Raw genomic sequence first — 14,608 nt, forward strand, 5'->3', positions numbered from 1 at the left:
GAATGGGTCGGGTGCCTAGATATCCGCCAACGCCGCCACCAGGATCGCCTTGATGGTGTGCATGCGATTCTCCGCTTGCTCGAAGGCGATGTTGGCTGGGGACTCGAACACGTCCTCGGTGACTTCAACACCGTTGGCCAGGTTCGGATAGCGCGCAGCGATGTCCTTGCCGACCTTGGTTTCGCTGTTGTGGAAGGCTGGCAGGCAGTGCATGAATTTCACCCGGGGATTGCCCGAGGCTTGCATCATCTGCGCGTTGACCTGGTAGGGCAGCAGTTGCTTGATGCGCTCGTCCCAGGCTTCCACCGGTTCGCCCATCGAGACCCAGATATCGGTGTGGATGAAATCCACGCCCTGGACCGCTTCTTTCGGGTCTTCGGTGATGGTAATACGGGCACCGCTTTGGGCGGCGAAAGCCTGGCACTGGTCGATGAAATCCTGATGCGGCCATAGCGCTTTCGGCGCGCCGATGCGCACGTCCATGCCCAGCTTGGCGCCGATCATCAGCAGCGAATTGCCCATGTTGTAGCGGGCGTCGCCCAAGTAGGCGTAGCTGATGTCATGCAGCGGTTTGTCGCTGTGTTCGCGCATGGTCAGGGTGTCAGCGATCATTTGGGTAGGGTGGAATTCGGCTGTCAGGCCGTTGAACACCGGGACGCCGGCAAACTTCGCCAGTTCCTCGACGATTTCCTGTTCGAAGCCCCGGTATTCGATGGCGTCGAACATCCGCCCCAGGACTCGGGCAGTGTCTTTCATGCTTTCCTTGTGGCCGATCTGCGACGACACCGGGTCGATGTAGGTGACGTGGGCGCCCTGGTCATGGGCGGCGACTTCGAAGGCGCAGCGGGTGCGGGTCGAGGTTTTCTCGAAAATCAGTGCGATGTTCTTGCCCTTGAGGTGCGGCTGCTCGGTGCCAGTGTATTTGGCGCGCTTGAGGTCGCGGGACAGGTCCAGCAAAAAGTGCAGCTCGCGGGTCGTGTGGTGCATCAGCGAGAGCAGGCTGCGGTTGCGCATATTGAAAGCCATGATGGATCTCCTTGGGTGTCGGTTATCCCCTGGGCCAGTCTTGGGTAATGACTGGCCCAGGCTCGGAGGTTAGTAGTCAATAGGGTCGCGAATGATCGGGCAGGTCATGCAATGGCCGCCGCCACGGCCTCGGCCGAGTTCGCCGGCGCTGATGGTGATGACTTCCACACCGGCCTTGCGCAGCAGGGTGTTGGTGTAGGTGTTGCGGTCGTAGCCGATCACCACGCCGGGTTCCAGGGCGACCACGTTGTTGCCGTCGTCCCATTGCTCGCGCTCGGCGGCGAAGCTGTTGCCGCCGGTTTCCACGATCCGCAACGCCGGCAGCTTGAGGGCGGCGGCCACGGTGTCGAGGAAACTGCCCTCTTCACGGCGTACATCGATGCCACCGGGTTTGCTCTCGTCCGGGCGCAGGGAAAACGCCACGATCTGACTGACGACTTCCGGGAAAACCGTCACCAGGTCGCGGTCACAGAAACTGAACACCGTGTCCAGGTGCATGGCCGCGCGGGATTTCGGCAGGCCTGCGACGATGACGCGTTCCACGGCGTTGTGCTTGAACAGGTTCAGGGCCAGTTGACCGATAGCCTGGCGGGACGAGCGTTCGCCCATGCCGATCAACACCACGCCATTGCCGATGGGCATCACGTCGCCGCCTTCAAGCGTGGCGCTGCCGTGGTCGTGGTCCGGGTCGCCGTACCAGATCTGGAAGTCGGCCTGGGTGAACTCGGGGTGGAATTTGTAAATGGCCGTGGTGAGCAAGGTCTCCTGGCGGCGCGCCGGCCAGTGCATCGGGTTCAGGGTCACACCGCCGTAAATCCAGCAGGTGGTATCGCGGGTGAACTGGGTGTTGGGCAGCGGCGGCAGGATGAAGCTGGAGTGCCCGAGAAAGTCGCGGAACATCTGGATGGTCTTGCCGCCAAAGCTGTCCGGCAGGTCATCGGCCGAGACACCGCCGATCAGGTATTCGGCGATATGGCGCGGCTCCAGGCTGCGCAGCCACGCACCGACTTCATTCACCAGGCCCAGGCCCACCGAGTTCGCGGTGACCTTGCGATGCAGGATCCAGTCGAGCGCTTCGGGAATGGCGACGATGTCAGTCAGCAGATTATGCATTTCCAGGACATCAACGTTGCGTTCGCGCATTTTGGTGACGAAATCGAAATGGTCGCGCTTGGCCTGATTGACCCACAGCACGTCATCGAACAGCAACTCGTCGCAGTTGCTCGGGGTCAACCGCTGATGAGCCAGGCCTGGGGAGCAGACCATGACTTTGCGCAGCTTGCCGGCCTCGGAATGGACGCCGTATTTCACTTTTTCCGTGGTCATTACACGATCCTCCAGATAAGACCATTACAACGTCAGGAAGCCATCGTAGAGGCCATAGGCAGCCACCAGGGCGCCTGCGACCACTGCGGCGAAAATCAGCTTCTCGATCGAGGTGAAAACAGGTTTGCCCAACTCGCGCTTGGCCTTGGCGAACAGAATCGCGCCGGGGGCGTAGAGCAGGGCGGAAAGCAGCAGGTATTTGATCCCGCCGGCGTACAGCAGCCACATCGCGTAGACCAGTGCGATGGCACCGATGATCAGGTCCTTGCGGCGTTCGGCCAGCGCCTTCTCATAGGTTTCACCGCGCACCGCCAGCAGCAACGCGTAGGCGGCGGACCACAGGTACGGCACCAGGATCATCGAAGTGGCGAGGTAGATCAGCGACAGGTAAGTGCTGGAGGAAAACAGCGTGACGATCAGGAACACCTGCACCATCGCGTTCGTCAGCCACAGGGCGTTGGCCGGTACGTGGTTGGCGTTTTCCCGGCGCAGGAACGCGGGCATGGTGTGGTCTTTGGCGGCGGCGAACATGATCTCGGCGCACAGCAACACCCAGGACAGCAGGGCGCCGAGCAGCGAGATGATCAGGCCGACGCTGATCAGCACCGCGCCCCAGTGGCCGACGACATGCTCCAGCACGGCAGCCATGGATGGGTTCTGCAGCTTCGCCAGTTCAGGTTGGGTCATGATCCCCAGCGGACAGCACGTTCACCAGCACCAGAAACAACAGCACGGTGATGAAACCGATGACCGTGGCCTTGCCGACGTCGCTGCGTTTTTCGGCGCGGGCCGAGAAAATACTCGCCCCTTCAATGCCGATGAACACCCATACGGTGACCAGCATCATGTGCCGCACCTGATCCATCACGCTGCCCAGGTCCGGGTTCTTCAGGCCCCAGATGTCGGCGGTGAAGATCTCGAGCTTGAAGGCGAACACGGCGATCAGTACGAACAGCAGCAACGGCACGATTTTGGCGACGGTGGTCACCAGGTTGATGAAGGCGGCTTCCTTGATGCCCCGCAGGACCAGGAAGTGCACGGCCCAGAGCAGCAGCGAAGCGCCGATCACCGCCGCGACGGTGTTGCCCTCGCCAAAGATCGGAAAGAAATAGCCCAGCGTGCTGAACAGCAGCACGAAGTAACCGACGTTGCCCAGCCAGGCGCTGATCCAGTAACCCCAGGCCGAGGAAAAGCCCATGTAGTCGCCGAATCCGGCCTTGGCATAGGCGTATACGCCGCCATCCAGATCGGGCTTGCGGTTGGCCAGGGTCTGGAACACGAAAGCCAGGGTCAGCATGCCCACGGCGGTGATGGCCCAGCCGATCAACACTGCACCGACGTCAGCGCTGGCGGCCATGTTCTGCGGCAGCGAGAAAATCCCGCCGCCGATCATTGAGCCCACTACCAGCGCGACCAACGCACCCAGTCGAAGTTTGCCAGGGGTGTTTGACATTGCGTGACTCCATTGCCGGAGAAGAGAGTCAACAGCCTAGGTCGATTCGAAAGTACAACAGCTGATCTGGGTCAGATAACCAGCGGGAAGTAGGGGATCGCGCGATGGCGAAGAATGTTCACCACCGCGCGCGATGGGCCCCCAGTTCGGCGGCTGGCAACGCCCACTGCAACGGCGTACCGGAGATTTTCAGCGGTACGTGCAGTCGATGTGCCGGGCCCCACGGCGTCTGTTCCACCAACAGGCCCTGATCGTCGTTGTCTTCGGCGCGCAGTGCCGCCGCGTTTGCGGCGCCTCGCTCGATCAACAGCTTCGCCGTGCGGGCCAGCGACAAACGTGCGCAACCGCCACGGCCATCGGCCAAGCGGCGGGAGAACAATACAATCGCACTGGCCGCCATCAGGTAGCCCGTGCCATGGTCCAGTGCCTGGACGGGGAGCGGCGTCGGTTTGTCGGCCTGTTTCCACACCATGCCGGCCTCGGCGATGCCGCTGCTCATCTGCACCAGGCTGTCGAAGCCACGGCGATGCTGCCATGGCCCGCTCCAGCCGTAGGCGTTGAGGCTGACATCGATCAGCCCAGGCGCCACTTGCCGGCGTTGCTCGACGCTGTAGCCCAGGCGCTCCAGTGCGTCGGCGCGATAGCCGTGCAGCAAGACATCGGCGTCTTTGAGCAACGCCTCGAACACCGCGCGGTCAGCGGATTGATGCAAGTCGAGGCGGGCACACCGTTTACCGAGGGTGACTTCCGGCACCACGCCGGGTTCGTTCCAGCTCGGCGGGTCGATGCGCAGTACATCGGCGCCCAGGCCGGCGAGGAAGCGACTGGCAATCGGGCCGGCCAGTACGCGGGTCAGGTCCAGTACCTTGAGGCCGGCCAATGGCTGGGCGACGGAGCCAAGCCAGGGCCTGAGCGGACCTTGCCCATCGTCGCGCCGGTGGACGAGGGGCTCGGCGTTCACGGCCATGCCCTGTGGATGAGCCTGCCATGCTTGCCAGGATCGCATCTGCGCGGCGCAACCACCGGCCTCGACCACGGCCTGTTCCAGATCCGCCTTGTGCCAACGGGCAACTTTGCGCGCCATGTCGGCGCGGTCGGTGCAGGTGCCGAGGACTTTTTCCGCGGCAAGGCGATGGTGCGGTGCATTGGTGTGCAGGCGAATCCAGCCGTCGGCGGTGGCGTAGTCGCCAGCCACGGGATCCCACATGGGCGGTACGCTCCAGCCGATCGGGCGCAGGGAGGTCGAGAACCAGAACGAGGCCAGGCGTCGGTCGACCTCAAGCGTCGGCAAGCGGCCGGTGTGCTGGCGGATGAGTTCGGCGACCGCTTGACCGGCCGTGGCGATGCTGGCGCACGCCAACTCGGTGACGGCGAAGGCCGAGGGCAGGGCGCCGTCGCCAGTGAAGGGGATCGGGGCCGTAGGCAAACCGAGGGCGGTTTGCATCGGCGTAAGCAGATCTGACATCACAAGCCCTCCAGAACGAGAGAGCGAGCATAGATCAAAAATCAGTGGGAGGCCGCTGCGCAGCCCCGCGAGAGCAAGCGCCCTGCGTCTGTTGGATGACCGTCAGGCCAATTCTGTCGCATACGCTTGTTCCAGCAGCACCGTAAACCGGTTGAAGGCATCCAGCGCGCCTTTGTCCGCCTCGGCTTCCTGCTGTGCGGTAAGGGCCAGGCCGTCGAGGGTGCGGGTGAAGGATTTCCATCCCTCGGCGCGCCCGCCCGCCGGCTCCGCCAGGTGGCGAGCGCCAAAGGTTTCGTTCATGCCAAGGGCCACGGCGCGCTTGATCAGAAACGCAGCGCCGAGCTTGGATCCTTCGGAAACGAACAGCCAACCGAGGGCTTCGGCCTGGGTCGGTTTTTTTACCGCGCCAGCCACGGGCGCGGGTACTTCGGTGTCCAGGTCGGCGAGATCCGCCTTGGCCGCTTCGGCGCGGCAGCGGGCCGGCAGATCAGGGATCAGGGCGGTCAGTTGCGCGTCGTTGTACAGCGCCACCAGTTCCGATTGGAACAGGTACTGGGCGACGACGAAGCGGGCGTAGCTGGCCTGGGTTTCGAAGGGCGCGTGGGCCTTGACCAGGGCATCGAGCTTGCCGTGGGGCTCGTGGGTGATCTGGTTCAGACGTTGGGAGCGAAGAGTGGAACGTTGAGTGGTCATGAAAAAATTCCTTCGAACAGAAGTATTGTGGCGAGGGGATTTATCCCCGCTGGGCTGCGTAGCAGCCCTAACAAAAATGGAACCGAAAGAAGCAGGCTTTGGGGGCGCTACGCACCCCAGCGGGGATAAATCCCCTCGCCACAGGACATTTGGCTTGCCGACAAAACCTTGGTCAGATATCCCAGATCAGGTTGACCGCGAAGTTGCGCCCGGGCGCGGTCAGGCGATCGAGGTTGGCCGGGCTCAGCACCGCTGCTTCGCCAACGCTGTCGTAGCCGCGCACGTCATCCCACAACCAGTACTTTTTGTCGGTGAGGTTGTAGAGGCCGCCGCTGACCGTGACGTCCTCCGCAACCTTGTAGTAGCCGCTCAAGTCGAGGATGCCGAAGCCGGGCGTCTTGAACTGGCTGGTAACGCCGTCGGGCGAATTGAAATTGCTGTCGTCGACGCGGTTTTTCTTCTTCACCAAGGTCCAGCTGAGCAAAGTGCCGAACTGCTCCTGGTCGTAGCCAAGGCCGAACACGCCGGTGAGCGGGTTGATGCTGTTGAGCGGTTCGCCGGTGTCGTTGTTGCGGCCATGGAGATAGCTGACCGAACCTTGGGTGTAGAGGCCCTGTGGTGCGCCGAACACGTCCAGGTCCAGGCGTCCCTTGGCCTCGACACCCTTGATGGTGGCGTGCTTGATGTTGTTGCTCTGGAAAGTCAACTGGTCGGCGCCAGGGGTAATGGCGTCTTCGTTGATGAAGTCGCGGTACTTGTTGTAGAACACCGCCACGTCGAACGAGCCCGAATCGAAACGACCGCGCAGGCCGGTCTCATAGCCTTGGCTTTTTTCCGGTTCCAGATCGGGATTGGGCTTCACGCTGTAGCCCACCCCAGCGTTGTCGAAACGACCGTACAAGGCCTTGGCGGTCGGGGTGCGGAACCCCTCGGCATACTGGCCGTACCAGGTGTATTGATCGGTGAGGGCATAGGTCAGGCCGAATTTGGGCGAGACGCGATGCCAGGTCTTGTTGTCGTCGCTGACCGTGCCGCCAGCGGTAGGGGCCACGGTGCGGAGGAACTCATCGGTCAGGTGCGGCTTGAGCCGGGTGTAGTCGTAGCGCAGCGCTGGCGTGAAGGTCCATTTGTCCCAGCTGATCTGGTCCTGGGCGAACAGGCTGTAGGTGTTGATCGTCGGGTCCGGGAAGTCACTGGCTTTTGCCAATACGTCTCGTGTGCTGATTGCGCCAACGGCGGGACAACCCACGCCGACCGCCAGGCACACGCCGTTGCCGCTGCGCGAACCGGTGACCTTTTGTTGCTTGAGGGTAGTGCCGTAGGTCAGCGCGTGATCGGTGTCGGCAATTCTGAAAGCCTTGTCCAACTGCGCGTCGAAGACCCACTGCTTTTCTTCATAGAGTGTTTCCCGGGTGCGCAGTACCTGGCGGGTGATCGGGAAATAGAACTCGGCGGTGCTCTGGTCGGTCTTGGCGACCTGATGGTTCAGGCTCCACTTGATGCTATCGGCGAACAGGCTATCCAAGGCGAAGCTGTGTTCCAGGCCGAAACGCTCGCGGGTAATGGTGTCGTTGCCGGTGCGCCATTGGTACATGCCGCCGGGCAGGATCGACCCGGGAATGGCCGGTTGGCCGTTGGCGTAGGGGCCGCCGTAGGCGCTCTTCAGGTCGGTATCGCGATCATCCTTGTACTTCTCATAGACCAGGGACAGGCGCGCATCATCGCTGTAGTTCCAGCCGAGTTTGGCCAGCACGTTATGGGCGCGCACGTCTTCCGGGTTGGCCGCGGTGCGGTCCAGGCCGGTGCCGCTGTTACTGCCGTAGGATTCGGTTTCGTGACCGTCGCGCTGGCTGTAGTGGAACAGCCCATCAAACGGTCCGCTGCGACCGGCGACGGTGCCGGATTTAAGCCAGCTTTCATCGACGGAGCTGTAGCCGGTCTTGAGCCGGGCGCCGACGTCCTTGCCGGGCTTGATGATGTCGTCCGGGTCGAGCGTGTAATAACTGACGACGCCGCCAATGGCATTGCTGCCGTACAGCACCGAGGCCGGCCCGCGCAGGATCTCCACGCGCTTGATGATTTCCGGGTCGACATAATTGCGCTGGGTCTTGGCGTAGGGACCGTTGAAAAAACCGCCGGGGACTTCCACGCCATCGATCTGGGTCAGGATGCGATTACCGTCGATGCCACGGATGTTGTAGCCGCTGATGCCGCCACGCTGGCCCGCGCCGCCCACTGACACGCCGGGCTCGTAGCGTACCAGGTCCTTGATGGTGTTGGCGTTGTTGCGGTCCAGCTCCTGGCGATCATGAATCGAAACGGTGCTCGGCACGCTGGTGATGTCCTGTTCCTGGCGGGTGGCGCTGATGGTCACCTGCTGCAGGTCCAACACGTTGCCGGCGCTGCGCTTTTCCAGAACGATGTTGTTATTGCCCAGCTTGCGGTAGCTCAGGTTGGTCCCCACCAACAGGCGCTCCAGGGCTTTTTCCGGTGGCAGCGAGCCATTGACGCCTGGCGACGCGACCCCTTCGGCCAATTCGGCGGGCAGCCCAACCTGCCAGCCCGTGACGGCGGTAAAGGCATTCAAGGCCGAGACCAGCGGCTGCCGGGCAATCGAAAACGTGTAGTCGCCCATGTTGCGGGCCGGCGGTTGCTCGGCGTTGGCGGCGAGGGCGGCCGGTGCTATGCCGGCCATCAAGATGGCGGCGGTCAGCAGTGACAGCGTGCTAGGGGCAAGGAATCGGCAAGTAAAGCGAGAGGACATCGATAGTGCTCCGTGTCGCATCTGTTATAGGTGCAGATCGGCATCGCGAGATGCGAATCAATTGCATTGGCTATAACGAGACGAACCAGCGAAGCCTATCGAGTAAAAATAATTCTCATTTAGTTCAAGATCACCAGCGCCGGAAATTCCCTCAGGCGCGCGGAGGTTATGTGGGCCAGGGAGCGCACCACATCGAGGGGTTGATCGAGGCGGTAGTTGCCGGTGACCGCGACGTTGGCCAGCCGGTCGTTGCTGCTGATGATCCAACCGGGGTAGTAGCGCCGCAATTCGGCAAGGACCTGGCTCAGCGGCCGATTCTCGAACACCAGTCGTCCTTGGACCCAGGCCAGGTCGGTGCCGACGTCGAGCCGTGCCGGGCGGTCGAAACCGTTGGGGCCGATGCGGATGCTCTCGCCGGCCGAGAGCCGGACATGGGTGTCATAACGGGTTGCCCTCAGGTCGATATCGCCGCGTTGCACCTGGACCTGCGCGACGCCATCCAGGTAACGCACTGCGAATGTGGTATCGCTGACGCTGGCGGTGACCGGGCCGGCGTCCAGCTCCAGCGGCAGGGTGCGGCTGGCTGGCACTTCGAAAAACGCCTCGCCCTTGTACAGCCGGGCCACGTGCCGGTGTTCGTCGAAGGAACTGGAAAAAGCCGAATTGGTGTTGAGCAGGACCTTGGAACCGTCTTCCAGTTGCACGCGTTGGCGTTCGCCAACCACGGTCAGGTGATCGGCCTGGAATTGCAGCGGCAGGTCGCTGAAATTGAACAATCCCAATAACAGCACGGCTGCCGTGGCTAATGGTTTCCAATGGCTGCGCAGGCGCGACAGTGCGCTGACCTTGGGGCGGTCCTGCAGCTGCCGGGCGCTTTCGATGATTTGCGGGCCGTTCCAGATCGCCTGGGCCCGGGCGAACGCTTCGCCGTGGCGCGGGTCGGCCGCCAGCCAGGCCTGGAACTGTCGGCGCTGTTCCTCGCTGGGGTTATCGAGCAGGATCAGCCAGTCCAGCGCCTGGTCCATGGCATGGGCGGTGTGCCGTGCCTCGGCGGTTTCAGGGGGGCGATGGTTGTCCGTCACGGTGTTTCCTCTGCAGTGTCTATGCACGGCTGTTTCGTTTCTGGCGACCAAGACTAGCAGGCTCGCCAGCCAACACAATTGGACGAAGGTGCTGGCTGCGAATGTCTCTGCAGGCTCACTCGGTGTCCAGGCGTTCGGCCACGCCCATGCAGATCGCCATGATCAATTTCAGTTCCTTTTGCACGGTACTCAACGACACGCCCAAGCGCTCGGCGATGTCCTGGTAGCTGTGGCCGTGCAGGCGGCTGAGGATAAAAATCTGCTGCTGGCGCGAGCTCAGCGATTGCAAGCGCACATTCAGTCGCTCAAGCATTTGCTTGGCGTGGGCGGCGTCTTCGGCGCTGCTTTGGGGCGCGACGACACTATTCACTACGTCCAACGGAACGTCGTCGAGCACGGTTCGCGACTGGATCCGCCGCGCGCGCAAATGGTCCAACGCCAAGTTGCGGGCGGTCTGGAAGACAAAGGGCTCAAGATGATCGACCGTGCGTTCGGCCAACGCGCGGGTGACGCGCAGGTAGGTTTCCTGCAGCAGGTCTTCGGCGGTGCTCGGGTTGTTGACCATGCGCTCGAGGGTGCGCAGCAACGGTGTGCGCTGGGCAAGAAAGACGTGGTGAAAGCGCGATTGACTCACGGTAGGGCCCGATCCGATTTGAGTAGATGATAATGCTTATCATCTGCGCGAATGGTCAAGCCCTGATTTCCTGCGGCAGAGCCGTTGTGGGAGCGCGCTCCCACGATTGGCTCGCCTTGACGTCGCGCTGAGTTACTCGGCGTTACACAACGCCAGGCAGTTATCGAGCATGCGGTTGGAGAAACCCCATTCGTTGTCATACCAGGCCAATACCTTGAGCAGCTTGCCGCTGGCCTTGGTGTGGTTGGCGTCGAAGATCGACGACAGCGGGTTGTGGTTGAAATCGCTGGAGACCAACGGCAGGGTGTTGTAGCCGAGGATTTTCGAATGCTGGCTGGCATGGCGCAGCAGTTCGTTGACTTCTTCGGCCGACGCTTCGCGCTTGAGCTGTACGGTCAGGTCCACCAGGGACACATTGATCACCGGTACACGCACGGCCATGCCGGTCAGTTTGCCAGCCAGTTCCGGCAGCACCAGGCCCACCGCTTCGGCGGCGCCGGTCTTGCTCGGGATCATGTTCTGGGTGGCCGAGCGGGCGCGGTACGGATCGCTGTGATAGACGTCGGTCAGGTTCTGGTCGTTGGTGTAGGCATGGATCGTGGTCATCAGGCCGCTTTCGATGCCCAGCTCGCGGTGCAGCACTTGGGCCACCGGGGCCAGGCAGTTGGTGGTGCACGAAGCGTTGGAAATGATCTGGTGGGACTGGCGCAGGATATCGTGGTTAACGCCATACACCACGGTGGCATCGGCGCCCTTGGCCGGGGCCGAGATGATTACCTTGCGCGCGCCGGCGTTGATATGCGCGGCGGCCTTGGCACGGTCGGTGAACAGCCCGGTGCACTCGAACACCACGTCGATTTTCTCGGCGGCCCAAGGCAGTTCGGCCGGGTTGCGGATGGCGCTGACCGAGATGCGGTCGCCATTGACCGTCAGGCTCTCATGGTCGTGCTGTACGTCAGCATCGAAGGTGCCATGGACGGTGTCGAACTTGAGCAGGTGAGCATTGATTGCACTGTCGCCCAGGTCGTTGATGGCGACGATCTGCAAGTCGCGACGGTAGCCTTGGGTATACAGTGCACGGAGGACGTTGCGGCCGATGCGGCCAAAACCATTGATTGCAATTCGAAGAGTCATTAACTGCGCCGCCGTCGATTTGTTGTTGGAATTACAAGATTATTCGCATAAAAATAGAAAACAAGCCTTTTTAGTGGCAATATTTTGTTTTATCTACAACGAGTGACCTGAATCAACTGGTCCGATTGGTCAGAAACCGTTTGTCGCCCGGTCTTTCCTGCGGTGCGCAAGGGGCTTTGAACCAGCATAGACAATCAGGTCGCCATACCCGTTAGCCTGGAGTTCTACACATGCATCCCCGCGTACTTGAGGTCACCGAACGGCTCATCGCCCGCAGTCGCGCTACACGCGAGGCTTACCTTGAACTGATTCGCGGTGCAGCCAGCGACGGTCCGATGCGCGGCAAGTTGCAGTGCGCCAACTTCGCCCACGGCGTGGCCGGTTGCGGCACCGAAGACAAGCATCACTTGCGGATGATGAACGCCGCCAACATCGCCATTGTGTCGTCCTATAACGACATGCTTTCGGCGCACCAGCCCTACGAAACCTTCCCTGAACAAATCAAGAAAGCCCTGCGCGAGATCGGCTCGGTCGGCCAGTTCGCCGGCGGCACGCCCGCCATGTGCGACGGCGTGACCCAGGGCGAGGCGGGGATGGAACTGAGCCTGCCGAGCCGTGAAGTGATCGCGCTGTCCACGGCGGTGGCGTTGTCTCACAACATGTTCGATGGCGCGCTGATGCTCGGTATCTGCGACAAGATCGTCCCGGGCCTGATGATGGGCGCGCTGCGCTTCGGTCACTTGCCGACGATCTTCGTGCCAGGCGGGCCGATGGTGTCGGGCATTTCCAACAAGGAAAAAGCCGACGTACGCCAGCGCTACGCCGAAGGCAAGGCCACCCGCGAAGAGCTGCTGGAATCGGAGATGAAGTCCTACCACAGCCCCGGCACTTGCACCTTCTACGGCACCGCCAACACCAACCAGTTGCTGATGGAAGTCATGGGCCTGCACCTGCCGGGCGCTTCGTTCGTCAACCCGAACACGCCGCTGCGCGATGCCCTGACCCGCGAAGCGGCGTTCCAGGTGACGCGCCTGACCAAGCAGAGCGGTAATTTCATGCCCATCGGCGAAATCGTCGACGAGCGTTCGCTGGTCAACTCCATCGTCGCGCTCCACGCCACCGGCGGTTCCACCAACCACACCTTGCACATGCCGGCCATCGCCATGGCGGCGGGCATCCAGTTGACCTGGCAGGACATGGCCGATCTCTCCGAGGTGGTGCCGACCCTGAGCCACGTCTACCCGAACGGCAAGGCTGACATCAACCACTTCCAGGCGGCGGGCGGCATGTCGTTCCTGATCCGCGAACTGCTGGAAGCCGGTCTGCTTCATGAGAACGTCAACACCGTGCTCGGTCATGGCTTGAGTCGCTACACCCAGGAACCGTTCCTGGAAGACGGCGAGCTGGTGTGGCGCGACGGCCCGACCGAAAGTCTCGACGAAAACATCCTGCGCCCGGTGGCCCGTGCTTTCTCGCCGGAAGGCGGGTTGCGGGTGATGGAAGGCAACCTGGGCCGTGGCGTGATGAAGGTTTCGGCCGTGGCCCTGGAAAATCAGGTCGTCGAAGCCCCGGCCATGGTCTTCCAGGATCAACAGGACCTGGCCGATGCGTTCAAGGCCGGTTTGCTGGAGAAGGATTTTGTCGCGGTGATGCGCTTCCAGGGCCCGCGCTCCAATGGCATGCCGGAACTGCACAAGATGACGCCGTTCCTCGGCGTGCTGCAGGATCGCGGCTTCAAAGTGGCACTGGTGACCGACGGGCGCATGTCCGGCGCGTCGGGGAAAATCCCGGCGGCGATCCATGTCAGCCCCGAAGCGTATGTCGGTGGTGCGTTGGCTCGGGTGCGGGAGGGCGATATCATCCGCGTCGATGGCGTCAAAGGCACCTTGGAATTGAAGGTGGACGCCGATGAGTTCGCCGCGCGCGAGCCGGCCAAAGGCCTGTTGGGCAACAACATCGGCACCGGTCGCGAGCTGTTCGGTTTCATGCGCATGGCCTTCAGCTCGGCGGAGCAGGGCGCCAGCGCGTTCACTTCTGCCCTGGAGACGCTTAATTGAAACTGGCTTTGGTCGGTGACATCGGTGGGACCAACGCACGTTTCGCGTTGTGGAAGAACCACAACCTGGAAAACATCCAGGTGCTGGCGACGGCGGATTACGCCTGCCCGGAAGATGCCATCAAGGTGTATTTGAGCGGCATGGGCATGGCGCCGGGGGCGATTGGCTCGGTGTGCCTGTCGGTGGCCGGCCCAGTGAGCGGCGATGAGTTTCGCTTCACCAACAATCATTGGCGACTGAGCAACCTGGCCTTCTGCAAGACCTTGCAGGTGGACATGCTTATGCTGGTCAACGACTTCTCCGCCATGGCCCTGGGCATGACCTGTTTGCGTCCCGATGAATATCGGGTCGTCTGCCAGGGCACGCCCGAGCCGATGCGCCCGGCGGTGGTGATTGGTCCGGGCACCGGGCTGGGCGTCGGTACGCTGCTGGACCTGGGCGAGGGCCGTTTCGCGGCGTTGCCGGGAGAGGGCGGTCATGTCGACCTGCCAATGAGCAGTCCGCGCGAGACTCAACTCTGGCAACACATCTACAACGAGATCGGCCACGTCAGCGCCGAAACGGCCCTGAGCGGCAGTGGCCTGCCTCGCGTCTATCGGGCGATCTGCGCGGTGGACGGCCATGTGCCGGTGCTCGATACCCCCGAGTCGATCACCGCAGCTGGCCTCGCCGGCGACCCCATCGCGCTGGAAGTCCTGGAGCAATTCTGCCGCTGGCTGGGGCGCGTGGCGGGCAACAACGTGTTGACGGTCGGTGGGCGTGGCGGCGTTTACATTGTTGGCGGGGTAGTCCCTCGGTTCGCCGATTTCTTCCTCGAAAGCGGCTTCGCCAAATGCTTCGCCGACAAAGGTTGTATGAGCGATTATTTCAACGGTATTCCGGTCTGGCTGGTGACCGCGCCGTACTCTGGGCTGATGGGCGCGGGCGTGGCGTTGGAGCAATCGGCGTCGGCCTTCGTCTGAAATAGGCTACCT

General features: G+C 62.3%; 10 protein-coding genes and 1 pseudogene. 2 read left to right on the forward strand and 9 right to left on the reverse strand.

The window, feature by feature from the left end; translation table 11 throughout:
- Positions 1–15 precede the first annotated feature (15 nt).
- The 9 genes and pseudogenes from HU742_RS23975 to gap form a co-directional block, all read right to left on the reverse strand.
- Positions 16–1,026, reverse strand: coding sequence for an ornithine carbamoyltransferase (locus HU742_RS23975; protein ID WP_186635287.1), 1,011 nt, complete (start codon positions 1,024–1,026; stop codon positions 16–18).
- Between the two features lie 69 nt (positions 1,027–1,095).
- Positions 1,096–2,352, reverse strand: a complete 1,257-nt coding sequence (gene arcA / locus HU742_RS23980) for an arginine deiminase (protein WP_186635290.1) — start codon at positions 2,350–2,352, stop codon at positions 1,096–1,098.
- A gap of 24 nt (positions 2,353–2,376) precedes the next feature.
- Positions 2,377–3,805, reverse strand: a pseudogene (gene arcD / locus HU742_RS23985) (arginine-ornithine antiporter).
- A 118-nt stretch (positions 3,806–3,923) separates the two neighbouring features.
- The gene (locus tag HU742_RS23990) at positions 3,924–5,270 is read right to left on the reverse strand and encodes a CoA transferase (protein ID WP_186644793.1); all 1,347 of its coding nucleotides are present in this window, start codon (positions 5,268–5,270) and stop codon (positions 3,924–3,926) included.
- Positions 5,271–5,372: 102 nt separating this feature from the next.
- Complete coding sequence (locus tag HU742_RS23995; RefSeq protein ID WP_186635298.1) at positions 5,373–5,963, reverse strand: biliverdin-producing heme oxygenase; 591 nt, start codon at positions 5,961–5,963, stop codon at positions 5,373–5,375.
- 172 nt (positions 5,964–6,135) lie between these two features.
- Positions 6,136–8,727, reverse strand: a complete 2,592-nt coding sequence (locus HU742_RS24000) for a TonB-dependent receptor (RefSeq protein WP_186644794.1) — start codon at positions 8,725–8,727, stop codon at positions 6,136–6,138.
- 119 nt (positions 8,728–8,846) lie between these two features.
- Positions 8,847–9,809 carry a FecR family protein gene (locus tag HU742_RS24005; protein WP_186644795.1) on the reverse strand — a complete coding sequence of 321 codons (963 nt, stop codon included), beginning with the start codon at positions 9,807–9,809 and terminating at the stop codon, positions 8,847–8,849.
- A 115-nt stretch (positions 9,810–9,924) separates the two neighbouring features.
- The gene (locus HU742_RS24010; RefSeq protein WP_186644796.1) at positions 9,925–10,443 is read right to left on the reverse strand and encodes an RNA polymerase sigma factor; all 519 of its coding nucleotides are present in this window, start codon (positions 10,441–10,443) and stop codon (positions 9,925–9,927) included.
- Positions 10,444–10,575: 132 nt separating this feature from the next.
- Positions 10,576–11,577, reverse strand: a complete 1,002-nt coding sequence (gap, locus tag HU742_RS24015; RefSeq protein ID WP_186635309.1) for a type I glyceraldehyde-3-phosphate dehydrogenase — start codon at positions 11,575–11,577, stop codon at positions 10,576–10,578.
- Positions 11,578–11,807: 230 nt separating this feature from the next.
- Here gap and edd point away from each other — a divergent pair, with 230 nt between their 5' ends.
- Both edd and HU742_RS24025 read left to right on the forward strand, forming a co-directional pair.
- A complete protein-coding gene (gene edd / locus HU742_RS24020; protein ID WP_186635312.1) occupies positions 11,808–13,634 on the forward strand; it encodes a phosphogluconate dehydratase in 1,827 nt (608 codons plus the stop codon).
- On the forward strand, positions 13,631–14,596 hold the full coding sequence (locus HU742_RS24025; protein WP_186635314.1) for a glucokinase: 966 nt from the start codon (positions 13,631–13,633) through the stop codon (positions 14,594–14,596). The genes edd and HU742_RS24025 overlap by 4 nt, the downstream gene beginning before the upstream one ends.
- Positions 14,597–14,608 lie beyond the last annotated feature (12 nt).

It is taken from the genome of Pseudomonas marvdashtae (assembly GCF_014268655.2).
Taxonomy (GTDB): domain Bacteria; phylum Pseudomonadota; class Gammaproteobacteria; order Pseudomonadales; family Pseudomonadaceae; genus Aquipseudomonas; species Aquipseudomonas marvdashtae.

Coding starts and splice junctions, on each gene's coding strand:
- HU742_RS24000 (WP_186644794.1), bottom strand. CDS start 8,727: ATGTCCTCTCGCTTTACTTGCCGATTCCTTGCCCCTAGCACGCTGTCA.
- HU742_RS23990 (WP_186644793.1), bottom strand. CDS start 5,270: ATGTCAGATCTGCTTACGCCGATGCAAACCGCCCTCGGTTTGCCTACG.
- HU742_RS23995 (WP_186635298.1), bottom strand. CDS start 5,963: ATGACCACTCAACGTTCCACTCTTCGCTCCCAACGTCTGAACCAGATC.
- edd (WP_186635312.1), top strand. CDS start 11,808: ATGCATCCCCGCGTACTTGAGGTCACCGAACGGCTCATCGCCCGCAGT.
- gap (WP_186635309.1), bottom strand. CDS start 11,577: ATGACTCTTCGAATTGCAATCAATGGTTTTGGCCGCATCGGCCGCAAC.
- arcA (WP_186635290.1), bottom strand. CDS start 2,352: ATGACCACGGAAAAAGTGAAATACGGCGTCCATTCCGAGGCCGGCAAG.
- HU742_RS23975 (WP_186635287.1), bottom strand. CDS start 1,026: ATGGCTTTCAATATGCGCAACCGCAGCCTGCTCTCGCTGATGCACCAC.